General features: G+C 33.6%; 21 protein-coding genes. 12 read left to right on the plus strand and 9 right to left on the minus strand.

The features are described from left to right. Window positions 1-36 precede the first annotated feature (36 nt). Window positions 37-678, plus strand: a complete 642-nt coding sequence (locus ABD935_RS09230) for a protein-L-isoaspartate(D-aspartate) O-methyltransferase (RefSeq protein ID WP_345191606.1) — start codon at window positions 37-39, stop codon at window positions 676-678. A 185-nt stretch (window positions 679-863) separates the two neighbouring features. Here ABD935_RS09230 and ABD935_RS09235 read toward each other — a convergent pair whose 3' ends face one another. Beyond that, complete coding sequence (locus ABD935_RS09235; protein ID WP_345191607.1) at window positions 864-1,421, minus strand: hypothetical protein; 558 nt, start codon at window positions 1,419-1,421, stop codon at window positions 864-866. Window positions 1,422-1,483: 62 nt separating this feature from the next. Then, window positions 1,484-1,942 carry an SsrA-binding protein SmpB gene (gene smpB / locus ABD935_RS09240; RefSeq protein ID WP_345191608.1) on the minus strand — a complete coding sequence of 153 codons (459 nt, stop codon included), beginning with the start codon at window positions 1,940-1,942 and terminating at the stop codon, window positions 1,484-1,486. Window positions 1,943-2,282: 340 nt separating this feature from the next. On the opposite strand from smpB, the gene ABD935_RS09245 reads away from it, so the two are divergent. Further along, window positions 2,283-3,866, plus strand: coding sequence for a S41 family peptidase (locus ABD935_RS09245; RefSeq protein WP_345191609.1), 1,584 nt, complete (start codon window positions 2,283-2,285; stop codon window positions 3,864-3,866). Window positions 3,867-3,951: 85 nt separating this feature from the next. On the opposite strand, the gene ABD935_RS09250 is transcribed toward ABD935_RS09245, so the two are convergent. Beyond that, entirely contained in the window at window positions 3,952-4,158 is a 207-nt protein-coding gene (locus ABD935_RS09250; RefSeq protein ID WP_425550213.1) for a dodecin, read from the minus strand. Window positions 4,159-4,287: 129 nt separating this feature from the next. Between ABD935_RS09250 and lpdA the strand changes: the two genes are divergently transcribed. Further along, the gene (gene lpdA, locus ABD935_RS09255; protein ID WP_345191610.1) at window positions 4,288-5,688 is read left to right on the plus strand and encodes a dihydrolipoyl dehydrogenase; all 1,401 of its coding nucleotides are present in this window, start codon (window positions 4,288-4,290) and stop codon (window positions 5,686-5,688) included. Between the two features lie 552 nt (window positions 5,689-6,240). On the opposite strand, the gene ABD935_RS09260 is transcribed toward lpdA, so the two are convergent. The 3 genes from ABD935_RS09260 to ABD935_RS09270 all read right to left on the minus strand — a co-directional run bounded on the left by ABD935_RS09260 (window position 6,241) and on the right by ABD935_RS09270 (window position 10,049). Further along, window positions 6,241-6,735, minus strand: a complete 495-nt coding sequence (locus ABD935_RS09260) for a hypothetical protein (protein ID WP_345191611.1) — start codon at window positions 6,733-6,735, stop codon at window positions 6,241-6,243. A 7-nt stretch (window positions 6,736-6,742) separates the two neighbouring features. Then, a complete protein-coding gene (locus ABD935_RS09265) occupies window positions 6,743-8,344 on the minus strand; it encodes a hypothetical protein (protein ID WP_345191612.1) in 1,602 nt (533 codons plus the stop codon). Between the two features lie 562 nt (window positions 8,345-8,906). Beyond that, entirely contained in the window at window positions 8,907-10,049 is a 1,143-nt protein-coding gene (locus ABD935_RS09270) for a saccharopine dehydrogenase family protein (protein ID WP_345191614.1), read from the minus strand. A 167-nt stretch (window positions 10,050-10,216) separates the two neighbouring features. On the opposite strand from ABD935_RS09270, the gene ABD935_RS09275 reads away from it, so the two are divergent. The 9 genes from ABD935_RS09275 to ABD935_RS09315 all read left to right on the plus strand — a co-directional run bounded on the left by ABD935_RS09275 (window position 10,217) and on the right by ABD935_RS09315 (window position 20,961). Beyond that, window positions 10,217-10,942 (plus strand): hypothetical protein, encoded by a 726-nt coding sequence (locus tag ABD935_RS09275; RefSeq protein WP_345191616.1) that lies wholly within the window; start codon window positions 10,217-10,219, stop codon window positions 10,940-10,942. Between the two features lie 141 nt (window positions 10,943-11,083). Then, entirely contained in the window at window positions 11,084-12,646 is a 1,563-nt protein-coding gene (locus ABD935_RS09280) for a type I restriction-modification system subunit M (protein ID WP_345191617.1), read from the plus strand. A gap of 283 nt (window positions 12,647-12,929) precedes the next feature. Further along, window positions 12,930-14,159 (plus strand): restriction endonuclease subunit S, encoded by a 1,230-nt coding sequence (locus tag ABD935_RS09285; protein ID WP_345191618.1) that lies wholly within the window; start codon window positions 12,930-12,932, stop codon window positions 14,157-14,159. 180 nt (window positions 14,160-14,339) lie between these two features. Beyond that, window positions 14,340-15,881, plus strand: a complete 1,542-nt coding sequence (locus ABD935_RS09290; RefSeq protein ID WP_345191619.1) for a Fic family protein — start codon at window positions 14,340-14,342, stop codon at window positions 15,879-15,881. Continuing rightward, on the plus strand, window positions 15,881-18,754 hold the full coding sequence (locus tag ABD935_RS09295) for a type I restriction endonuclease subunit R (RefSeq protein ID WP_345191620.1): 2,874 nt from the start codon (window positions 15,881-15,883) through the stop codon (window positions 18,752-18,754). Before ABD935_RS09290 ends, ABD935_RS09295 begins: the two co-directional genes overlap by 1 nt. Window positions 18,755-18,779: 25 nt before the next feature. Beyond that, window positions 18,780-18,956, plus strand: coding sequence for a hypothetical protein (locus ABD935_RS09300; RefSeq protein ID WP_345191622.1), 177 nt, complete (start codon window positions 18,780-18,782; stop codon window positions 18,954-18,956). 384 nt (window positions 18,957-19,340) lie between these two features. Further along, window positions 19,341-19,913: an RNA polymerase sigma factor gene (locus ABD935_RS09305; RefSeq protein WP_345191624.1), complete on the plus strand. Its 573-nt coding sequence runs from the start codon at window positions 19,341-19,343 to the stop codon at window positions 19,911-19,913. Next, window positions 19,913-20,092 (plus strand): hypothetical protein, encoded by a 180-nt coding sequence (locus ABD935_RS09310; protein ID WP_345191625.1) that lies wholly within the window; start codon window positions 19,913-19,915, stop codon window positions 20,090-20,092. The genes ABD935_RS09305 and ABD935_RS09310 overlap by 1 nt, the downstream gene beginning before the upstream one ends. A gap of 41 nt (window positions 20,093-20,133) precedes the next feature. Continuing rightward, window positions 20,134-20,961 carry a mechanosensitive ion channel family protein gene (locus ABD935_RS09315; RefSeq protein WP_345191626.1) on the plus strand — a complete coding sequence of 276 codons (828 nt, stop codon included), beginning with the start codon at window positions 20,134-20,136 and terminating at the stop codon, window positions 20,959-20,961. A gap of 487 nt (window positions 20,962-21,448) precedes the next feature. Here the strand turns inward: ABD935_RS09315 and ABD935_RS09320 are convergent, their stop codons facing one another. The 3 genes from ABD935_RS09320 to ABD935_RS09330 all read right to left on the minus strand — a co-directional run bounded on the left by ABD935_RS09320 (window position 21,449) and on the right by ABD935_RS09330 (window position 24,224). Beyond that, window positions 21,449-21,943 carry a threonine/serine exporter family protein gene (locus ABD935_RS09320; protein ID WP_345191628.1) on the minus strand — a complete coding sequence of 165 codons (495 nt, stop codon included), beginning with the start codon at window positions 21,941-21,943 and terminating at the stop codon, window positions 21,449-21,451. Then, on the minus strand, window positions 21,940-22,713 hold the full coding sequence (locus ABD935_RS09325; protein ID WP_345191630.1) for a threonine/serine exporter family protein: 774 nt from the start codon (window positions 22,711-22,713) through the stop codon (window positions 21,940-21,942). The genes ABD935_RS09320 and ABD935_RS09325 overlap by 4 nt, the downstream gene beginning before the upstream one ends. A gap of 158 nt (window positions 22,714-22,871) precedes the next feature. Continuing rightward, the gene (locus ABD935_RS09330) at window positions 22,872-24,224 is read right to left on the minus strand and encodes a DEAD/DEAH box helicase (protein WP_345191631.1); all 1,353 of its coding nucleotides are present in this window, start codon (window positions 24,222-24,224) and stop codon (window positions 22,872-22,874) included. Between the last annotated feature and the right edge of the window lie 10 nt (window positions 24,225-24,234).

A 24,234-nucleotide genomic window follows, 5' to 3' on the forward strand; every position in this document is an offset into this window, starting at 1 on the left:
GTTTACCTAATTTTAGCAAACCAAACCCCATCAAAATTGAAAGACACTTTTAAGCATCAAGGATTACGACAACAACTTGTTAATATATTAAAGAACAAAGGTATAACAGATAGCGCTGTTTTGAAAGCCATTGGGAAAATACCAAGGCATTTATTTATGGATTCTAGTTTTTTGGATCACGCCTACCAAGATAAAGCGTTTCCTATTGGTGCCGATCAAACTATTTCTCAACCTTATACCGTAGCTTTTCAATCTGAATTATTAAAAATAAAAAAAGGTGATAAAATCCTTGAAATTGGTACAGGTAGTGGTTATCAGACTGCTGTTCTTTGCGAATTGGGGGCTAAGGTTTATAGTATAGAACGCCAAAACGAATTGTTTAAAAAAACGAGTAAATTTTTGCCCAAGTTAGGGTACCGTGCTAAAAAACTCATTTTTGGCGATGGATATATTGGTCTTGAAGAAGAAGCGCCTTTTGATGGTATTATTGTAACAGCTGGAGCGCCTTTTGTTCCTAAGCCTTTATTGAGTCAGTTGAAAATAGGAGGAAGGCTTGTCATCCCTGTTGGAGACGATGTGCAAGTGATGACTATGTTTACCAGAAAAGGACCAAAAGAATTTGAAAAAGAAGAATTTGGTGAGTTTAGATTTGTGCCTTTATTGGAGGATAAGAATTAGTTTGCAGTCTCAGTCTCAGTCTCAGTATTCAGTTGTTCACGTTGAAGATTAAGATGTATAGTTTCATAAGAAAAAAAACAGTGCGCCCCTTTTAACAGTGAGTTGCGTGTCGCTTTGCGCCTTTGAGTCTTAGCGCGATAAAAAAGTTTTCAGTCTACAGTTTGTCTTAGCGTGATAAAATATTTTTAATTTTTAAGATAATCATCAGGGATAAGGTTATTATCACTCTCTTGCGCCCAATAAATATTAATAATCCACCATCGCTCGCCATCATTTAAGAGTTGAATGCTATTAATCCCTCGCATAAAAGGTTTTTCATCTGCTTCACTATGAAAGGATTCATAACTACTAAATACTTGTGTGATGTTTCCGAAAGTATCCACTTTTCTATGGATTTCCTTTTCGAAAAAACCATTCTCAATGAGCCATTTACCAGAACTTTTAATATAATCTTGAGGCGACATATAACGCACTTGGTAAATGCCAGCGTTATTTTTTCCTGAAGGAATTAATTTGGCGTCAGGTTTGAATAAATACTTAAATTGCTTCCAGTTTCTTTGTTCTTCTTTTTCACCAGAAATAACAGCATATAACGTTTTAATAGTACTGTCTAATGATAAAACAAGTGTGCTATCTATGGTAAACTCAACAGTTTCTTCTAAATTATCCTTATTGGATTTCTCTTGAGCTTGTAAATTAATGGTAATGAAAGATATTAATAAAAGAGTAAGTAGTTTTTGCATGAGAATTTTTTTTTTAATGATTGCAAATTAGCATAGTCATGTAGCGATAAGAAATACTTAAATTATTTATAAGCTTTCTTGATTCTATCTAGGTCGCGCTTGTTGTCTCTGTCCTTTATGGTTTCACGTTTATCGAATATTTTTTTACCTTTTGCTAACGCTATGTCAAGTTTAGCAAAGCCTTTGTCGTTTATAAATAAACGTAACGGAATAATCGTAAGTCCCGTGTTTTGAACTTCTTTATTTAATTTTTTAAGCTCTTTTTTATTTAAAAGCAACTTTCTAGTCGCTTTAGGTTTGTGGTTGTAGTAATTGCCAAAAGCATATTCTTGAATAGTCATATTCACCACAAAAAGCTCGCCATTTTCACTAAACTCGCAGAAGCTTTCAGCAATAGATGCTTTACTGCTTCTAATGGATTTTATTTCAGTTCCCGTTAATACAATACCAGCGGTATACTTATCTAAAATTTCATATAGAAAGCGTGCTTTTTTGTTTTGTATGTTGATGTTCTTTTGCATGAAGCACAAAATTACATAATTTATTGTGAGAATTTCATTTAACGTTGTTTAAAAGCAGAACAAACGCATTAAAAATATTAAGCCACGAATGTCGCTAATATTCACGAATAGAAAAATCTTTAGATTTTTCAATTCGTGTGATTATTTTTATAGAATTACCAGTCTGCCGGCTGGCAGGTTTTACAAATTTTAAATCAGCTAAGCTCATTTGTTCTTTATAATTCGTGTATTCGTGGCTAGAAAAAAAAGCTGTTGATTTTAATGTGTTAGCGTTATATTTAAAAGTTAAAGAAAGATTAATCCGTTTAAGATTGATATAATTACTGTTATTTTAGCATATATGAAAAAACTGTTTTTGGTTACTGCAATTTTGATACTACTATGGTCTTGCGGTAGTGTTAAAAAATATAATGACCAGATTAATGCATTGCATTCTGTTGAAGATTTGCATAATGACATAGATAAATTATATAAACAGTTGCAAAGGCATCATCCGAAACTGTATCAATATGTTTCAAAAACCGATTTGGAATTTAAATTTGATAGTCTAAAAAAGTCAATAGACAGACCTATTGCATCACGCGAGTTTTATAAAAAATTAGCACCAGTTGTAACCAATGTTAAGCAAGGTCATGTGTCTGTAAGTTCTGCTACTAAGGCGTTTTCAAGAAAAGAACGTAAATTGCTTCTTAAGAAAAAGTTTGAATTTTATGATTTGGATTTTGAGTATTTAGAAAATAAACTTTGGGTTAAAAATACTAGAGGAAAAGATTCTACACTAACAGGGAGTGAAGTTGTTAGTATTGATGGAGAACCTGCTTCAAAATTAGTTGACATCTACAAAAAACGTTTTGCATCCGATGGTTATAATACAACCATGTATAATAGAGCAGTTGGAAAAGTATTTTCAACATTATATTATAAAGACAAAGGGTTTTTAGACAGCTTGAATATCACTTTTAAAAATAAAGATTCAGTATTTATTAAGACTTTTAGAAGAATTCCTAAAGGAGAAAATAAAAATGAAACAGATGCTATTTCTAATAAAAAAGTTACTCCAAAAAAATTAACCAAAACCGAAAAGAAATCAAAGAGAATAGCTAAAAAGAAGAAAAGGAAAGACGATAAAAAGTACGGTTATTTAAGTAAAAGAAAACAATACAACAGAAATTTTGATTTTATAGGAACCGATAGCGCCATTGCATTTATGAAGCTAAGAAGTTTTACCAAAGGTCATTATAAAAAGTTTTATAAAGAAAGTTTTGCGAAATTAGATTCTGCTAAAACCAAGTATTTCGTTCTAGATTTAAGAGATAACGGCGGTGGACGCATTGCGGAAATTGATAGATTATATTCATATTTAACAGATCAGGATTATCAATTTATTAGCGAAAGTGAAGTGAACAGTAGAATTCCTTTTTTAAAGTTTTTTATGAGTAATACAACACCTAATGGCTTAAAGGTTTTAGGGGGCTTGCTATCGCCAATTTTTATTGCACAGAATTTAATAAAGGTTAAAAAGAAAGAAGGGAAGCTTTATTATAAGTTTAAAGAATCTAAAGTAAGAGCGCCTAATCCATTAAACTATCAAGGAAAACTATATGTATTGATAAATGGAAATTCGTTTTCTGCGTCCTCATTGCTTTCTACACATTTAAAAGCCACAAAAAGAGCCACTTTTGTTGGAGAAGAAACAGGTGGGGCCTTTAATGGCTGTGTTGCCGGTATATATAAAATTTATCGATTGCCGGCCACTAAGCTTAAAATTAGAATGGGTTTAATGCAAATAGAAGCACCTTATAAACAAGAACCAGATGGTTATGGTGTTAAGCCAGATGTAAAGATTACGCCATCAGTAAAAGATAGAAATGAGAATATCGATACCGAGTTAGAGTGGGTTTTAACCGATATTATTAAAAAATGATTTAGTACCAAAAGCACCGAATCAACCAAATTCATGATTTAGTTGCTAAAAACAGGAAACTAAAGTACACTTTCGTTATGCTACACTATTTCATGGTAAAGCCCAATTTAATGGTAACCTGCCAATGTTCAACTTTTCCGTTTTTTATACTACCTCTAGAATCTGTTATTTCAAACCATCGCAAGTTTTGTATCGATTTTGCGGCTTTTGCTATGGCATTTTGTATGGCATCATCGCTCGATGTTTCCGATGTTCCAACAATTTCAATTTTTTTGTACGTATGATCTTCCATGATGTAAAATATTTAAGTGGTTATAGTTCTTAAAAGATACAAAAATAATGCTAAAGACCATTGGGATTGAGTGAATCAAAATTCGTATTTTTGTTTTTCGATTTAAATAAAACACTTCAAAATTATTATATGAATTCATACGATGTAGCCGTTATTGGCTCGGGTCCTGGAGGCTATGTTGCAGCTATACGTTGCGCGCAATTAGGCATGAAAACTGCCATTATAGAAAAATATGCAACACTTGGCGGCACCTGTTTAAATGTAGGTTGTATCCCAAGTAAAGCCCTTTTAGATTCTTCTCATCATTATGATGATGCTGTAAAACATTTTGAAGAACATGGTATTGAAATCCCAGGCGATGTTAAAGTGAATTTGGAAAAAATGATTGCTCGTAAACAAGCGGTTGTAGACCAAACTACAGGCGGTATTGATTTCTTAATGAAGAAAAATAATATTGATGTTTATCAAGGTTTAGGAAGTTTTAAAGATGCAACACATATCACTATCTCTGGGGATGAATCTACAGAAATTGAGGCAAAAAATACCATTATAGCAACAGGTAGCAAACCATCAAACTTGCCATTTATAACGCTTGATAAAGAAAGAATTATTACATCAACTGAAGCTTTAAAGCTTAAAGAAATCCCGAAACACATGATTGTTATTGGAGGTGGTGTCATTGGTTTAGAATTAGGACAGGTTTACAGACGTTTAGGCGCTGAGGTTACTGTTGTAGAGTATCTGGATAGAATCATTCCAACAATGGATGCTGGTTTATCTAAAGAATTAAATAAGGTTTTCAAAAAGGCTAAGTTTAAAATGCAAGTATCTCACAAAGTGAAATCTGTTGAGCGTGTTGGTAATGAGGTTATTGTGAAAGCAGATAACAAAAAAGGCGAAGAAGTAGAATTTAAAGGCGATTATTGTTTAGTGTCTGTTGGTCGAAAACCTTATACAGATGGTTTAAATGCTGAAGCGGCTGGTGTGAAATTAACAGACCGTGGACAGGTTGAAGTCAATGCCCATTTACAAACATCGGCTTCAAATATTTACGCTATTGGCGATGTGGTAAAAGGTGCTATGTTAGCGCATAAAGCGGAAGAAGAAGGTGTTTTTGTAGCAGAAACTTTAGCAGGACAAAAACCACATATCGATTATAACTTAATTCCTGGCGTGGTTTATACTTGGCCAGAAGTAGCTGCTGTTGGTAAAACAGAAGAGCAGCTTAAAGAAGCAGGTGTCGATTATAAAGTTGGTTCGTTCCCAATGCGTGCCTTAGGTAGAAGTAGAGCCAGTATGGATTTAGATGGTTTTGTGAAAATCCTTGCTGATAAAACTACAGATGAAATTTTAGGCGTACATATGATTGGTGCTCGTGCTGCAGATATGATTGCTGAAGCAGTGGTGGCTATGGAGTTCAGAGCATCTGCTGAAGATGTATCTCGTATGTCCCATGCGCATCCAACATTTACAGAGGCTATTAAAGAAGCGGCTTTAGCAGCTACTGAAGATAGAGCGTTACATATATAAGTTGATTTCTTGAAGCAGTCAGGAGTCTATAATAAGGAGTTCAATATTAGAGGTCGTCTAAAAAGCAATTTTTAGGCGATTTTCTTTTTTGGTATATTTTGATTTACCTTTTCATTTTGAAATTTAGAGTTCTACATCTCAAAATAGAAAAAACAAATAGTAGCCTTATATAGCTAAGCTATACTTTTTAAGGTTGTGTGTCATGGCAATCATTATGCACTATCGCGTTCACTTTCGTATGCAAATGTTAGTATTTGTTCGGTAGTAAACATAAAAAAACGATTTAGTAAAGGCTAAGCCGCTGTTTTTGTATACTTTAATCTTGTCGCGAGAATGGGCACAATCTCGCGACCTCCGAGTTGTGAAGGGATTTAAAAAAAACATCCTAAACCTATTTATAGGGCTTGCCGAATGCTTATGTTCTAAATTGCGTTCCAAAACGTGTTCAGTTTTGTGTTCACTATTGGTTATTTAAATAATAATTTAAAAGCAGTATAATAGTTCATAATAAAAAGAAAAAAAGGTGATATTTTTAATAATTGTAACTCGTGTTTATTGTAACTTTTTTGTGTCAAGGTCATTGGGGATTCCTTGCGGAAATCTAGCAAACTTATATATTTCATCCCAAGATATATTATCCGGATATTTTAAGTCATATTTAGAATTTGTTATGGATGCAGTTACGCCAAGATTAATTGGAAGCGAAATTATTCCAAATACACCATGTCCGAGGGAAGCTATATTAACAAGACTAGCCCAAGTATTAATTTTTTTAGGGTTATTTACGGTTAAGGAAACTGAGATTACACAAGATTGTATCATATCTTTCTGAAGTGGCTGCAAAGTGCCTTCTTGCAATAGCTTAATTTCGTTTTTACTTACTTCAATGATTTCACCAGATACATCTTTATGGCTACCATTTACGTCCGCTTTGGCATAAAAACCATTGACCTTATATTTAAGATTTTGGGGTGTTGTTACATGCTTTGGAGAGCTACAAGCTAATAAAAATGATGCTGTACATAGTAATATGATATAATTTTTCATGATCTGTTTATTGAATATTAGTAAATTTTGAGTTCCAGAAAACAGATTCCATTCCATCTTCCATGGCTTTAAATTCCTGAGCAAGTTCGTTCCAAGTTTTATCATCATTCAAAAGCATTTTTTTCAATTTAGAAAGGTTTTTATCTTTAAGCCAGCTTTTTCTTATCCATTCTAAATAGTACCCTTTCGATGAAAGAAAGAGCTCAAACTCGTCTTTGTTATTTAATTCTGGGAGCTTGAACTTAAATCTAAATTCGTTCCCAGGAAATGATATAAGATAGTAATGATCATCCTTTGCTATATCAGATATAGTGTAAGCGTTGCCATTAACTATATCTAAGGTATTGGGATAAATAGTATATGGTTCAGTTTCAGATTTTATGGTGGTTAGGGCTAATAAATCTATCCGCCACAAACCTTTAGTCATTTCTATTTTTATTTTTATTTTGTTATTTGTTTGGTTTATGTTGTTTAGGGGGGCAATTACTAAGTTTTTGGCTATGGGCCCTGTTTCATATAATTCCTCTATAAACTGCCAGATCTTTAATTCTTCGTTCCAAACGGATAATTTTATTTTACCAAGCCGTTTAAATGGATTGCTTAGTTTTTGTTTTATAAATTCGTTAGTTTCAATTTTAGAAAAATAATCTCCAACCTCATCACCCATATAAGAGATGCCATTATAGAGTAAAAAAGTAGTTAATAATGTTTGTCTAAAATTGATTACTAATCCGTAATTATTAGTTGACAATCCTTGGTATTCCAAAATAATTTCCTCTTTTGTTTCTAGTTTGTTTGGGTCAGTTAATGAGAAATATTCGGCTTCATCAATGGTGTTTATCCTGGATGCTATGTTTGTGTTGTTAACTGTAGCAAGCGATGCGTTAAGTAGATTGCCACATTGGTAGAATGATCCGTGTTTGTCTTGAAATACATGGTCATTTTTATTTTTTGGTACAGCTTGAATGTATAGTTCGTTAATCATGTGTGTTTCAAAGGCTTCGTTTTTCATGATCAACAAAAATTCATCACTAGAAGTAGCATATTGTAAAGCATCCAAATCTTGCCTTTCCAATGAAGGCGAAATCGAGCTAGAAAACCCTTCTGCTTGTGCGTTATGAAGTAATGTTTGTCCATCAACATAAAATGTAGGGCATGAGCCAAAGCAGGCTTTTGGATTTGTAATACAAACCACATTGAGTATTGCATTAGCCCCTGTAAGAATACTAAGTGCTGCAATTTTATCATTGTCTTTAGTTAGGATTTTAGAGTACTCATTGGTTTCAATGATTGCTATGTCATTTATGGTTAAATGTAATTCACCAGTATGTAGCGTGTTTCTGTTAAAATCATATAAAGTACCATTTCCGGTTATAGTGTCTTTGCCATTGTTTAAAGACCAAGTATCTAATAGACTAACATTCCCGTTTTTAAAGTGGACTTTAAAGAATGGCATTTTTGTAGAGTCTTTATGAATAACTTCATTAACATTTGTATAGGTTTCACGAAATCCATGATCAATGTAGTATTTTCTACATGAGTATACAGCAATGGTCAATAGTAAGACAATAAGTGCTGAAATTGTCTGGTTTTTTTGAAGAAGATTCATAGTCTCATTGTTTTAAATTAATGTTTCTCTTAACTGAGATTTAGTTTTTTTCACCTCCTTAATTCTGTTTCTATACCTTATAAAAGGACAAGTGACTTTCCGATAATTGCATTTTATTTTGAGGAAATTGATTAAAATATTTGCATAAATCTCAAAAGAATCTATGTTTAACCGTTTAACTTTGCAATAATTGAAATCCATGAAGTACTAGGGGAGATGTCAAATTAATTATTTTAATTGTAGTAAACAATGATGAATATCATATGTGAATAACCCTGTTAATTTAACCTTTTTGTTTTAATATTTAAGTAAACAACTACTAAAATGATAGGATTATTTGTAAGTAAAGACGGTTATATTTTATTTATGGACTAAAATAAATTATGATAAAATGATACTACTCTTGAAAAGCCAATTATTTCAAAAATTCTTCTTTTGTAGTTATACTTCTTTATTATATAGTATCATAGGGTGTTTTATAAGTTTCAATAAGTATTCAAATTGCAGTAAAATATTTTAATTCATCAGACTTATTAACCTAAGCTTTTCCAGATTGTGTTCATTAAATCATTCCATAAACAGGAACTATAAATTCACCATTTAAAAATGTTTTGGCATCTAACTGACTTTGGAGTATAACGCCTTGAGGTTTGGTTTCCAGTAACCATAGAACGGCCTGTACTAATGGTGCAGCAGTGGTAGTTTGGATAGCTCGTAAGGTATGCTTGCCAACTTGTTGTGGCCGAATATGTTTAGCGATTTCCCAACGGCGTAAGCCCCCTTTGGAGTCCTTGCCTTCTACGGCTGCATAGATTATAATTTGGTCGTCTTCGATATGTGGAATTTCGTCTTGCATAATTTTTTGTAAACTGGAAATGGGATCTTTAGTGTTTTTTAAACCTTTTAGCTGCTTATCAACCCAGCTATAATGACCTCGGTGTCGTAAAGTTTTATAATCCATATGTTGTACTTTCCCACTCAAGGCATCAGGAAGGTCTGCTGCACCACCAGAAGTGAGGTCTTCTTCATAAGTAATCCCGTTAATTATTATAACACTTCTTTCGGAAAGGGCAGGTCGGGATGTTTTTTTAAAATCTCGAATAACGATACAGTCCTTTAAATATTCCGTTGCCACACCAACAGGACTCCAAGTAAAACCATAAAAATGTGGTGCTACGGCATGATTGGTGAGTGCACCGACTTTAAATTCTAGTGTATTTACCTGATCAACTTTGTATTGCTTGCAAAATTCTTGGTACATAAAATGTGCCAGAACATCAATATAACCAGGAGCCAGACCTGTTTGCAAAACAAATCCTATCTTGGCATTTTTGGACATTTCTATTATTTGGTTTGTTTCTGCTACATATTCGGTGAGGTTGGCATAATAGAGCTTATTGTTTTTTGCATATTCCGCCATGGTAGGCGCTAAACTTCCAGGTAAACAATCGAGTAGGGCATCACCATTTTTAAAAATGGTTTTTACATCGTCCGTAATATGTAAGGGATCCAAATGAAACGCAATCACTTTACAAGGTTTGGTAGTGCCTTTCATAATCCATTGGGCAACGTTTTGAGCTTTTGAGAGCGTACGATTACCAATATAAATAGTTGGTGTTACAGTGCTCCACTCAGCCAAAATAAGTCCTGCGGCTTCCGCAATACCACCTGCGCCTGCAATAATAATGTTATAGTGTCTTTTCAAATTTTAGTGTAATAAATTGATGTACACTAATTTAAGGATAATTTAGCTTGTATGCGCTAAAAATTAGTAACGCTTTAAGTTTAAATGAAGGATTTTATTATGATTTATGTCATAATTTACGTTCATTTGTCAAATTACATTCGTGCTTAATTAAACTTAACTTTATTATGAGAAAACTAGTATTACTATGTGTTGTTATGGCTTTTTTAATTCCTAAACAATCAGTAGCCCAAAAAGATGGTGCTGCGGTAGCCGCAGTAGCGGGAGGACTCCTTGCTATTGGAGCTGGAATTGCTGCGGTGGAGCAAATGAAAGAGCAAGCCGAGTTAAGAGCAACGCAATGGGTATTATCCAATAGACCGGAATTAGAGAGTTTTTCATTAAAAACACTGGCTTTTAACGGTAAAAAAATGAAAGACATGTCTTCAACATCCGTTATTACGTATAAAATACAAGAGTTTAATCCTGCTATGGATCCAGAACTTGATGGAAAAAAACAAGTGCTTTTTGGGTTTACAAGTCATGGATGGCTTAATCAAAGCGGTATTGATTTTGATAAAGTCAGATGGTATCTCGTTGATGATGTAGAGTGGATGAACATGATGATTGCTTACGTAAAAGTATCCTCAGATGAAAAAGACGAATCAGCACTTAATAAAACACTATTAGAGGGTAAGGTGGTTAACAAGGGTATAAAAGTAAAAAGCAAATTGGTAATCCCGTTTTTTAAATTAACAGGCGATATGTATGTAGTAACCGATTATTCTTCTGAAATGAAGCTATTGTATAACGAACGTTCTTTAGGCATCTTTTTAAAAGACACAAGAGATCTAGTTCAAATGGGTAGAGGTGATATTATAGATATCCACGAATACTTTTTTGATAATGATTAATATAATTTAAAACATAAGAAAATCTAACTAAATGCGGTGGTTTTCAAATTCTTTATTAACTTTAAACATTCTCTTAAATTAATTAGTAATAGCGACCTCAGGAGGTCGCTATTGTATATAATAATAGTTACGAATCCATAAATGACCGAACAAAAACAAAAACTCGAACAACAACTCTGGAACATCGCCAATACCCTACGTGGTAAAATGGATGCCGACGATTTTAGAGATTATATACTAGGCTTTATTTTTTACAAATACTTAAGTAGAAAAATGGATCTCTACGCCAACGAAATTTTAAAGCCCGATGGCATTATATACCAAGATGCCGAGAAACACCCAGAAAGCGAAGCCCTATTAAGCGCTATAAAAGATGAAGCCTTAGATAAACTAGGCTATTTCCTATTACCATCAGAATTGTTCTCAGAACTAGCCAGGAGAGGAAACGCAGGCGGAAAGAACAACTTCATTTTGGGCGATTTAGCCGCAGTGCTAAATCATATCGAGCAAAGTACCATGGGTTCAGAGAGTGAAGAAGATTTCGGTAACCTCTTTGAAGATTTAGATTTAACCAGCTCAAAACTCGGAAAATCTGAAAACGACAAAAACGAACTCATTGTAAAAGTACTATCCCATTTAGAAGATATCGATTTCGATATTGCCAATACCGAAAATGATCTCTTGGGCGATGCCTACGAATACCTCATTGGTAAATTCGCAGCAGGCGCAGGAAAATCGGCAGGCGAGTTTTATACACCACAAGAAGTATCTAGTGTATTAGCAAAATTGGTAACCACAGGTAAAACAAAACTAAAAAATGTATACGATCCAACCTGCGGTTCAGGGTCGCTATTATTACGTGTAGCAAAAGAAGTAGAAGAAGTCAGCGAGTTTTTTGGTCAAGAAAGCAACCCAACCACCTATAACTTATGCCGCATGAATATGATCATGCACAACGTACATTACAAACGCTTCGATATTTATAATGAGGACACTTTGGTCAACCCATCGCCAAAACACAGTGAGATGCGTTTTGATGCCATTGTAGCCAATCCGCCGTTTTCTGCCAATTGGCAACCCGATAAAATAATTAACGACGACCGTTTTTCGGCATACGGTAAAATGGCACCCAAAAGTAAAGCCGATTTTGCCTTTGTGCAACACATGGTACATCAGTTAGATGATAACGGAACCATGGCAGTCGTGCTACCACATGGCGTATTGTTTAGAGGCGCCGCCGAAGGACACATCCGTAAGTACCTCATAGAAGACCGCAACTACCTCGATGCCGTAATAGGTTTGCCAGCCAACATCTTTTATGGCACCAGTATACCTACCTGTATTTTGGTACTCAAGAAAAAACGAGAACATACAAATAACATCCTGTTTATAGATTCCAGCCAGCATTTCGAGAAAGTAAAAACCCAAAATATGCTGCGAGAGGTAGACATCAATAAAATAATTGATACCTACACCAACCGCATAACCACAGATAAATACAGCTATGTAGCCACATTGCAAGACGTAGCCGAAAACGACTATAACCTAAACATACCACGTTATGTAGATACTTTTGAAGAAGAAGAACCCGTAGACCTGGCAGCCGTTGCTAAGGAACTCAAAGCCATAAATACGGACATGGAAGCTACCAATGCCACCATAGCCAATTTCTGTAACCAATTAGATATAGACACACCGTTCTAACTGTCATTGCGAGGACGAAGGACGTGGCAATCTCATGATAGAAACGAAAAAATGAACGAAGCAATCTCATGAAATGGAACGTAAACAACAAACAGATTGCTTCGTGCCTCGCAATGACGAAACAAGAGAAAATAATGAACAGAAACAAAACATATAAATTAAAATTTGGGCACGACCACAAGGGTCAGGCTATCACTACTCGCTATTATGTGAAAAACAAAATAGCCTGTCCCGAACTTGTTTCGGGAAGCTCAAACAAACCGTTCTATCCTTCGTGCAACTTATGAGTACCGCAACAACACATAGCAATAACAAACCGTCATGGCGAGGAGGTACGACGAAGCAATCTGCCAATCGCATTCCTAAACTACGATTCAATGAGTTTGAAGGAGATTGGAATACAAAAAAAATAGGGGAAATATATAGAGTGAATGCAGGTGGAGATATTAATGAAAATCACGTTAGCCAAATAAAAACAGAGAAATATCAATATCCGATTTATGCAAATGCTAAAAAAGAAAAAGGGTTTTATGCATATTCAGATATTTACAATGTTGAACCAAACACGATAACAATTTCAGGGAGAGGTGCTCATTTGGGAATCGCACACGCAAGAGACCACAGGTTTTATCCTATTGTAAGATTGTTAGTCTTAAAACCGTTAAATGATGAAGATATACATTTCAGCGAGTGTGCCATTAATAGATTAAATCTATTTATTGAAAGTACTGGAGTGCCACAATTAACCGCACCTCAAATATCGGGGTACAAAATATCTTTCCCATCCCTCCCCGAACAACAAAAAATAGCTGCCTTTTTATCTGCGGTAGATGAAAAAATACAGCAGCTCACCAAAAAGAAGGCCTTGTTGGAGCAATACAAAAAAGGCGTCATGCAACAACTCTTCTCTGGCAAGCTCCGCTTTAAAGATGAGAATGGGAATCCCTACCCAGATTGGGAGGAGAAACGATTGGGAGAAGTTGGAAAGATTGTTTCTGGTTTGACGTACAGTCCAGATGATATCAATGAAGAAGGTGTTTTAGTTCTACGTTCAAGCAATGTACATGGCAGACAAGTTACGTTTGATGATAATGTTTACGTTAATATAGTAGATAATAAATTCAACCCAGTTGAAGAAAATGACATTCTGATTTGTGTAAGAAATGGTAGCAAAAGATTAATTGGAAAGAATGCTTTAATAAAAGGTAAAGCTATTGGTGTTGCATTTGGTGCTTTTATGACTGTTTATAGAAGTTCATCCAATTTGTTCTTGTTTCATTATTTCGATACTGTTGATTACAAGAAAGAAGTACATAAAAATTTAGGTGCTACTATTAATTCAATTAATGGAAGTGATTTGAAGAAATTCATGATTCCATATCCATCGCAACCAGAACAACAAAAAATAGCCAATTATTTAAGTGCTATAGATAAAAAAATAGAAACCGTAAACACACAAATAGAAAAAACGCAACACTTTAAAAAAGGGCTGTTGCAGCAACTATTTGTGTAATTATGGTATGCACGTATAATTTTGTAATTCAATTAGTATGCGCCTATTTTTTAGTAGTAGCGCATCATTTTTAGATTTATTGCGCATGTATTTTTTAAATAATCATATTTTGCGCATATATTTTTTGTTTAGCGCACGTTATTTGGATATATTTGATGTAACTAGTTTTTACCAAAACAAATGGACAATAAGCAGTATTCACTAAAAATAAACACGTTTCATGGCAGACAAGCACCAGAAGATGGTGTTTTAGTTGGTTATGGAGCACTAATTGAGCGTTTAAAACTACCAATACCACTACCTCATAGACTATCACTTGTTGCTCAAAAGTCTAAAAAATATCAATCAGACCGTTGGTCTGTATACTCACCATCTTATCAGCCAGAAGAAACGCTTTACAAACAATTAGTATTTGCTATAAAATATGAAGGCATTAATCTATTGTTTTTTAAAGCTTTTTTTAATAGCATTAATCAAAATAAACTTATAGAGTTATTACATATTGAGCCCAGTGGTCAATACAGTCGTAAAATTTGGTTTCTGTATGAATGGTTAATACAAAAACAAATAGACATAAATGTAGATTTAAAAAAACGTAAATACATTCCGTTAATAGATAAAAACTTACAATATGCCATAAAAGGTAGTGAAGTCGCAAGGCAAAAAATAGTAAATAACCTTCCTGGTACACAAGAGTTTTGCCCATTAATATTTAAATCAGAGAAACTAGAAACCTATATTAATGCAAAACTATCAGAGCAAAAAAACACCTACTTAAATGGGATTCATAAAGATGTGTTACAACGTGCATCTTCTTTTTTGCTATTAAAAGATTCAAAGGCTTCATTTACAATAGAGAATGAAAATCCAGGAACCAATAGAGCCATGCGTTGGGGAAAAGCTATTGGGCAAGCTGGTAATAAACCACTAAGCATTGAAGAATTAGAGCGTTTACAGCAAATCGTTATTGAAAATGCTAGGTTTGTAAAGCTGGGTTTAAGAGATGAAGGCGGATTTATAGGTGAACACGATAGAACTACTGGTGATGCAATTCCGCAACATATATCAGCAAAACATGAGGATTTACCATCCTTACTCAGAGGATTGGTCAGTGCCAACATGTTAATGCAAGACACAACTTATGATGCTGTATTGGCATCAGCCTCTATAGCTTTTGGATTTGTGTTTATACATCCTTTTGAGGATGGAAATGGTCGCTTACATAGATATTTAATACATCATATACTCGCTAAAAAAGAATTTACGAAACAAGGTGTTATTTTTCCGGTATCAGCATCGATTCTAGACCATATTGATGACTACAGAATAACCCTTGAAAGTTATTCGCATCCATTACTAGATTTTATTGCCTGGAAAGAAACGGACGGCCATAATGTGGAAGTTTTAAATGAAACTATAGACTTCTATAGATATTTTGATGCGACCAAACAAGCCGAATTTTTATATGATTGCGTAGATGATACATTAAATCGTGTTATTCCGCAAGAGGTAAATTATTTGTTACGATATGATGAGTTTAAACACTTTATCGATAACGAATTTGAAATGCCAGATAAAATGGTTGCTATTTTAGTTCGGTTTTTGGAACAAAATGATGGTATACTTTCAAAACGTGCTTTAAAGAAAGAATTTTCAGAATTAAATGAAGATGAGATTAATGCTATACAAGACAACTATCAAGATATTTTTTTAGATAATTAATGAGTCATCAATCAGAAGCCATATTAGAAAATAACCTAATCAATCAATTAGTTGGTTTAGGTTATACATCCGTTAAGATAATGGATGGCGATGCTTTAGTTGCCAATTTAAAATCGCAACTCGAAGCATTTAATAAAAACAACTATTCAGACAAGGAGTTCAATGCTATCCTGAATCATTTAGCCAAAGGCAATGTGTTTGAAAAAGCCAAAACGCTTAGAGACCGTTTCAGTTTTGCCAGAGAAAATGGAGAGGTGGTATATGTGCGGTTTTTTAATAATGAGGATTGGAGCCAAAACTTATATCAAGTCACCAATCAAGTCACCCAAGAGGGCTCTTATAAAAACCGATATGATGTTACTTTATTGGTCAACGGTTTACCATTAGTTCAAATAGAATTAAAACGCAGAGGATTAGAGATTAAGGAGGCTTTCAATCAAATTAATCGCTACCAGAAACATTCATTTTGGAGCAATCATGGCCTGTTTCAATATGTGCAGTTATTTATTATAAGTAATGGTGTCAATACCAAGTATCTGGCAAATAACAAACTGCAATCGGTTAAGCAGACCTTCTTTTGGGCTACTCAAGACAATAAAAACATAACAGACCTTACAGATTTCGCTAATGCCTTTTTAAACCCAAATCATTTAGGGAAAATGATTGCGCAATACATTGTACATAGCGAGACCCACAAAATACTCATGGTATTGCGACCTTATCAATTTTATGCAGCAGAGCAATTAGTTAAACAAGTTTCTACAAATAATGATAATGGGTATATCTGGCATACTACGGGTTCTGGTAAAACCTTAACCTCATTTAAGGCAAGCCAAATTATTATGGATTTGCCCAAAATACACAAAGTGGTTTTTGTGGTAGATCGTAAAGATTTAGATTACCAAACCATGAATGAGTTTAATAGTTTTAAAAAAGATAGTGTAGATGTTACCGACAATACACGTGCCCTTGTAAAACAATTAACTAATGATACTAAGTTGGTGTTAACCACCATTCAGAAGTTAAACAACGCCATTTCTAAAACACATTTTGAAAGTGGTTTAAAGCATTTACAGGATAAAAAGGTGGTCTTTATTTTTGATGAGTGTCACCGTTCGCAATTTGGAGATACACATAGGCGTATTTCTGAGTATTTTAAAAACAGTCAACTCTTTGGCTTTACGGGCACACCAATTTTTGCAAAAAATGCGTCTAAAAATGATTTAGGAAAACGAACAACTAAAGACCTGTTTGGTGCATGCCTGCATAAGTATGTAATTACAGACGCGATTAGGGATCAAAATGTATTGAAGTTTGGTATTGAGTATGTTGGGAAATACAAACAAAACCGGAATACGTTTATAGATATTGAGGTAGAAGCCATTGATAAAGCTGAGGTTTATGCTGATCCAAAACGACTGGAGAAAATTGTGGATTATATTATTGCTTATCATGACCAGAAAACATTCAATAAGGACTATTCATCATTATTTGCAGTAAATAGTATAGACACTTTAATTAAGTATTACGATATTTTTCAAACCAAAAAAATAGCTAAAGAGCATGATTTACGGATTGCTACTATTTTCACCTATGGCGCTAATGAAGACGATCAAGATGCTCAAGATTACATTCCAGGAGAATATGAAAGAAGGGCTGCAGAACCAAATGTAAAATACCAATCAAGTCATACTAGAGATAAGTTAGACGCATACATTTCAGATTATAACGACATGTACAGCACGAGTTTCTCGACCAAAGACGGGCAACAGTTTGAAAACTATTTTAAAGACATAAGTAAGCGTTTAAAAGACCGTGAAAAAACAACTTTTAATGAGGAGAAAGACCGATTAGATATTGTTATTGTGGTCAATATGATGTTAACAGGTTTCGATGCAAAAAAAGTGAACACACTTTATGTGGATAAGAATTTAAAATACCATGGACTCATACAAGCCTTTTCTAGAACCAATCGTATTCTAGGTGAAAAGAAATCGCAAGGTAATATTTTATGCTTCCGTAATTTAAAGAATGCCACAGACGATGCTATTACCTTATTTTCTAATAAAGATGCTATAGAAGACATTATCATGCCTCCTTATGAAGCTATAGCAGGAAAGTTTGATGAGGCGTTAAAAAATCTATTAGAAATTACACCAACCTTTCAGAGTGTCGATGAATTACCCAGTGAAGAAGAAGAACTTCAGTTTATTCAGGCTTTTAGGAAATTAATGCGTGCTAAAAATGTATTAGAATCTTATGCTGATTTTGAGTGGGAAGATTTACAGATTGATGAACAATCTTTTGAAGATTATAAAAGCAAGTATTTAGACTTGTATGATAAAGTTAAAAATGATAGACAGACGAATAAAACATCAATTTTAGATGATATTGACTTTGAGTTAGAACTCATACATCGGGATCAAATAAATGTCGCATATATTCTTAAGTTACTTTCAAAACTTAAACAATCTAAATCGAATGAAGCTAAAGCACAGAAAAAAGCTATTATCGATATGCTTTCTGGCGAAGTAGATTTAAGAAGTAAACGCGAATTAATAGAAAAATTTATTGAAGAAAATTTACCACATATTGATGATGTTGATGCTATTGAAGATGAATTTGAGACATATTGGCAAGAGCAAAAGGTACTTGCAATAAGTAAGATTTGCGAAGAGGAGCAGTTAGATCAAAAGCAGTTCAATGCATTAATTAAAAGCTACATATACAGTGGTAGAGAACCTTTACGCGATGAAGTATTTAATTGTTTGGATAATAGACCAAGTATTTTTAAAGCACGCGAAATAGGGGAGCGTATTCTAGATAAAATGAAAACCTTTATTGAGGTGTTTGTAAATGGAATGGTTGGGTAAAACCTAAGTTTAATATTTAGAATATGTGCAAAATAAACAAGAATATCGTGTTCTAAAACGTGTTCCGTTTTATGCATATAGACCATGGATTCCTTCAGATGATGGTCGTCTTGAATTGTATTATTTGAAGGTAAAACCGTTAAAGAATTATCAAAAATTTTTGAGAGAAACAAAGGAGCGATTTAGATTAGTTACAGAATAAAAAAAACTAGAACAGAAAGAGAAATATCAATCTAATTAAAACAAATTATCATCAGGAAAGCAGTATTATTCCTCGTTACTTTTCCTTTCATCTTAATGCACAAGAAAAAAAACCGTCTCTAATTTTATTTATTTAGGGAAAAGCTTTCATGAATTGTGTTCCATGTAAATCCTTATTAATATCATATTCTAATATTTTGATTATCAATATGTAATGCCAAGAGGTTTATTATTTTTGAAATAAAAAAACAGTTTGTGTAATAAATGCGTATAAATTGGATGTCTTTTAGTACGAAAAAACAGTATTTTTATTTTTTTGAAAATCATGTGACTTTATAGAAAAGTACGTGTCTTAAACATTATAAACTAATAGCGAAAGCTAAATTTGAAAACCCTTAACAACATTATTAAGCTATCTGACGAAGATTTGATTGAAGCCATTGTGAAAACAAATGACACAATGCTTTTTGAGATTTTGTACGATAGGTATGCTGGATTAGTGTACAATAAATGTTATGGTTTTGCAAAGGATGGTGATGAAGCTAAAGATTTAACACAAGATGTATTTTTAAAACTCTTTGTTAAATTATCTAGTTTTAAAGGAAAATCGAAATTTTCAACATGGTTGTATGCGTTTACTTATAATCATTGTGTAAATTATGTAACTAGAAATACGGCTAAGAAATTTGAAAAGCAGTCCGTTGATTATAAAGATATAGAAAACCTTTCTGAAGAAGAAGACGATACTAGTTTTCTGGATATGAAAGTGGATAAATTAAAAGTGGCATTAGAGCTTATTTCTCCTGAGGAGAAAATGATATTGTTATTAAAATACCAAGATTTTCTTTCAATAAAGGAGATTGAAAGTGCTTTAGGTATTGGAGAAAGCGCCGTTAAAATGAGAATTAAACGCGCAAAAGATAAGCTTGTAAGCGTATATAACGAAAACCAAAATTAATGGATAATCCATTTAAACATATAAACCAACCACTTAAAGAAGTTCCGCCGGAGCTTAAGTCGAAGGTTATGAGTGATATTGCCATGGCAAAACTCATTATGGAATTGGCTGCCTTATTTTCATATAATATTGGTGACGTTATTGAAACAGTTATGCGAAGCAGAAAACCAAACAAATAGAATATTTTAACCAAACATAACCCTAATAAAATAATATAGCAATGGAAAAAGCAACAGAATGGAAAGATATAGCTATGGAGTCTTTAACAACTATGTGGCTAGAGATATCTAAAATATTTCCGAATATCATTGGAACTATAATAGTCCTATTAGTAGGCTGGTTAGTTACTAAGCTTGTTGTGAAAATTATTAAGAAAGCTTTAAAACTAGCAAAAGCAAACAAGCTAGACGATGCTATAAATGAAATAGAGATTGTTGAAGGTAAAAAGCTAAATTTTGATACTATAAAAGTAGTCTCAAATTTTGTGAAGTGGATTATGTATATCATGTTATTAATCATGGCATCCGATATCATGAATTTAACCATGATTTCTGAACAGATTAGTAATTTGTTAGGCTATTTACCACAATTATTTGCTGCTTTAGTCATATTTACTGTTGGATTAATATTAGCAAATCTTGTTAAAAAGGGGCTGAAATCATTTTTTGAATCTATGGATTTGTCAGGAGCCAAAATAATAAGTCAAGTGGTGTTTTTCTTAATTTTAACCTTTGTTTCCATTACTGCATTAAATCAAGCAGGTGTTGATACAGAAATTATAACAAGTAATATCACTATGATATTAGCGGCTTTTTTATTAGCCTTTGCATTAGCCCTGGGTTTTGGAGCTCAAAAAGTAGTAGGCGATTTATTAAGAACGTTTTACACTAGAAAAACATACGAAATAGGTCAGAAAATAGAGTTCAACAACATTAAAGGCGAAGTTGAATCTATTGACGGCATAACGGTAACAATAAAAACAAAAGAAGGAAAATTAATAGTACCCATTAAAGATATTGTAGAGAGTCAAGTAAGTATACAGGATTAACTTTAAGTTAGGGTTAAAATTTGGTTGGTTACTTTTCTGTAAACCGAAAAACTCTCTACATGTTATAATCCCCTTTCTCCCGAAAAGATTCGGCATTGAAAGGGGATTTTTTTTGTTTGTCATTCCGATGCAGGAGGAATCTCATCCTAAATTTAAAAGCTTGTTATGTGATTTCTCCTTTGTCGAAATGACAAATCTATTTCAGATAAAACCTGTATTGTGCGTATTAGTCTGTTAGAGTTAGGTTGCAGCCTTTCGATTAACTGTGGATACCCTTAACTTTTTAAAGCTTTAGAGTTATAAATTTAGTGAAGAACTATCGATTAACAGATTGCCACAGTCGTTCCTCCTTCGCAATGGCGCTTTAAAAAGATGTAGCCCTCTGGCTTAGTATATGCTGAGCGTAGCCGAAGTACTCAGGATAAACTTCAAGCCCGACCCTTCACGATACCTATCGGGAAGGGTAACGCCCAAGAAATTCTACTTCTTATTTAACTCTCTTTATTTTTTTGACGCTTTTTTTATTAAGTATCAAAAGCGGTAAAGACACACCAATAGTGAGGGAGATTAATATGTATATCATATTAAAACCATTGGTAAAAATAGCATCTATTAGAGCTAGTCGCTTTTCGGTATTTGATTCTATAAACACAAAATTCATAATAGATAATATGGTTTCGTAGGCAAAATAACCAGGAATCATGGGTATAACCGTAGGAATGGAGAATACTACTGGAGGGTGATGAATTTTATGCGCTATAGGAATACTTATTAAACCTACATACGATGCTGCAATTAGACTTGCCAAAGCAATATGGAAGTTAAAAAAAAGTAAAGAAAATTTGATAAAACCGGCTGATAAGCCTAATAAGAATATAGTAAATATAGTTCTTTTAGGAACATTAAATAGAATGCCAAAGCCAACCGCGGCTATTCCAGACCAGAAAGAAACTTCAAGAAAATGTAATAAGCTATCTATCATATTATTTTAATTGAAAAGATATACATTGAAACAAATAAGGCGGTTGCCATAACTAATACCGTTAGGGCGCCAACGGCAAACCTTGCAACACCATTTAAAACATTGTTTTCAAGTAAATCGGTAAACGAATTGATAAGAGCAACTCCAGGAACTAAAAAAAGTATGGATGTTGCTAAAGCGGTTTGAGGGTTTTTGCCAATATCAAAAATAATACCTATGGATGCTATAAAAGAGGCCATTAAAGCCGCTAAAAATATTCTGATGTACATGTTGTATTGCAGCTTATGTACTTGTTGTGCAACAAATAATCCAATAAATGCACTTATAAATGCAACCAGCATATTTAAGTAGTCTCCTTGAAAAATATTACAAAACCCTGCTACAGCAAGGCCAACAGCTATGAGAACCAATAGTTTTGGGTGTTTTTTAAGTTTTTTTATACGTTCTATTTCAGTTATAATTTCTTCTAGATTCCAATTTTCACTTTTAGCTGTCCAACTCGCTTTACTAATTTCAGAAAGCGTTTGAAAGTTTAATGCATGCGGTGGAAGGTTATATACTTTTGTTACACTATGATTGGTTTCTTTGTCGGTTAAAGTCATAATCATAGTTTTTTGATTAATCCAACTATGAACATTAAAATTTAAAACCGAAGAAAATCTATCTATACTAGAGTTGATCCTATTTGTGTTAGCACCTGAAACCATTAAGAGTGATGAGATTTCTAATAGCAAATTGGCAGTTTTTGTAAACTTTTCAGAATTATGCATTATTATATGAAATTTATAAGACGCAAATGTACTAGTTCAGCTTTTTAATAAAACTGATAAGAGTCATTTTAATTTTTAAAAAATTAATAAGATGGATAAAAGGATTTACTCTAACGGATACCATAAATTAGAGCTATAACTAAAGAGGGCAACAGAAACTACTTCCTCTTATTCCGTTTATTGTAATTCTTATCGCCACGAGTTTTTGGCTTTTTGTACTTAGCAGCAATTTTAAATTTATAAGAACCTCCTAAGTTTTCTTTAGAGTTCTTTTCAGATTTTTCATGAAAGGCTGGGCCAGGAGCATCTTCATCTCTACGTTTATTAGGATTGTTGTGTTCCTTAATTTGTGGACGTTCTTCTTCAATGAGTTCTGTAGAGATTTCAACAGCATCAGGGATTTCCATCACTGGAATTTTCATATCCATTAGGGCTTCAATACGCGCTATAGCGTCTTGCTCCTTTTTAGTAGAAAATACAAGCGCTTCACCTTGGCGTTCTGCACGACCAGTTCTACCAATACGGTGCATATAATTTTCAGGAAAATCTGGTGTATCAAAATTAATAACATGAGATATGTTATCAATATCCAAACCGCGCGCCATAACATCGGTTGCAATTAAAATACGGTTCTCTCCATTTCTAAATTGCTCAATACTTCGTAGTCTATAATTCTGAGTTTTATTAGAGTGAATCACACATAACTCATCATGAAAACGTTCTTCCAGCTTTTCAAATAAACGGTCTGCCATGCGTTTAAAAGCCACAAATATTAAAACCTTGTTGTATTGCTCGGTATCATTTAATAGATGTGTTAACAAATTCACTTTCGTGTAAAAGTTAGGCACATTAAAACGTTGCTGCGATATATTTTCAAGTGGAGTTCCTGAAACTGCAATAGACACACGTTCTGGACTTTTAAAGAAATCGTTAATTAGCAAATCAACATCTTGCGTCATGGTTGCCGAAAACATGATATTTTGACGGCGTTCTGGTAGAATATCAAAAATATTAATGAGTTGGTGTCTAAATCCTAAATCTAGCATCACATCAACTTCATCAATCACTAATTTCTGAATCGATTTAAGCTGTAAAACGCGGCTTAAAGCTAAATCATATAAACGGCCAGGAGTAGCTACTAAAATATCTATACCTTCTGCAATAGCCTGTTTTTGAGTATTAATGTTTGTGCCACCATAAACTCCTAAAACACGATTGTTTATATATTTTGAAAGCTTTTCAATTTCGTCAACAACTTGCACAACCAATTCGCGCGTTGGCACCAAAACCAAAACACGAGGATTTTCTTGAGTAGAAAACTTCAAATCTTTAAGAATAGGCAACATGTAGGCAAAAGTCTTTCCTGTACCTGTTTGAGCAATACCAACCACATCTTTCCCAGAAGCTACCACGTTAAAGGCTTGCTCTTGAATAGGTGTAGGCGTTGTAAAGCCTAAATCGTCTAAGGCGTTAAAAAGTGGTGTGTTTATATTTAAATCTTCAAAAGTCACAATCTGCTAT

The sequence above is a fragment of the Algibacter agarivorans genome, from assembly GCF_039543245.1.
Classification (GTDB): Bacteria; Bacteroidota; Bacteroidia; order Flavobacteriales; family Flavobacteriaceae; genus Algibacter_G; species Algibacter_G agarivorans.

Excerpts from the sequence above, each read along its gene's own strand:
- ABD935_RS09280 (WP_345191617.1), top strand. The coding sequence starts at position 11,084 with ATGACCGAACAAAAACAAAAACTCGAACAACAACTCTGGAACATCGCC.
- lpdA (WP_345191610.1), top strand. The coding sequence starts at position 4,288 with ATGAATTCATACGATGTAGCCGTTATTGGCTCGGGTCCTGGAGGCTAT.
- ABD935_RS09235 (WP_345191607.1), bottom strand. The coding sequence starts at position 1,421 with ATGCAAAAACTACTTACTCTTTTATTAATATCTTTCATTACCATTAAT.
- ABD935_RS09320 (WP_345191628.1), bottom strand. The coding sequence starts at position 21,943 with ATGATAGATAGCTTATTACATTTTCTTGAAGTTTCTTTCTGGTCTGGA.
- ABD935_RS09245 (WP_345191609.1), top strand. The coding sequence starts at position 2,283 with ATGAAAAAACTGTTTTTGGTTACTGCAATTTTGATACTACTATGGTCT.
- ABD935_RS09250 (WP_425550213.1), bottom strand. The coding sequence starts at position 4,158 with ATGGAAGATCATACGTACAAAAAAATTGAAATTGTTGGAACATCGGAA.
- ABD935_RS09260 (WP_345191611.1), bottom strand. The coding sequence starts at position 6,735 with ATGAAAAATTATATCATATTACTATGTACAGCATCATTTTTATTAGCT.
- ABD935_RS09275 (WP_345191616.1), top strand. The coding sequence starts at position 10,217 with ATGAGAAAACTAGTATTACTATGTGTTGTTATGGCTTTTTTAATTCCT.
- ABD935_RS09290 (WP_345191619.1), top strand. The coding sequence starts at position 14,340 with ATGGACAATAAGCAGTATTCACTAAAAATAAACACGTTTCATGGCAGA.
- ABD935_RS09295 (WP_345191620.1), top strand. The coding sequence starts at position 15,881 with ATGAGTCATCAATCAGAAGCCATATTAGAAAATAACCTAATCAATCAA.
- ABD935_RS09265 (WP_345191612.1), bottom strand. The coding sequence starts at position 8,344 with ATGAATCTTCTTCAAAAAAACCAGACAATTTCAGCACTTATTGTCTTA.
- ABD935_RS09315 (WP_345191626.1), top strand. The coding sequence starts at position 20,134 with ATGGAAAAAGCAACAGAATGGAAAGATATAGCTATGGAGTCTTTAACA.
- smpB (WP_345191608.1), bottom strand. The coding sequence starts at position 1,942 with ATGCAAAAGAACATCAACATACAAAACAAAAAAGCACGCTTTCTATAT.
- ABD935_RS09325 (WP_345191630.1), bottom strand. The coding sequence starts at position 22,713 with ATGCATAATTCTGAAAAGTTTACAAAAACTGCCAATTTGCTATTAGAA.
- ABD935_RS09285 (WP_345191618.1), top strand. The coding sequence starts at position 12,930 with ATGAGTACCGCAACAACACATAGCAATAACAAACCGTCATGGCGAGGA.
- ABD935_RS09310 (WP_345191625.1), top strand. The coding sequence starts at position 19,913 with ATGGATAATCCATTTAAACATATAAACCAACCACTTAAAGAAGTTCCG.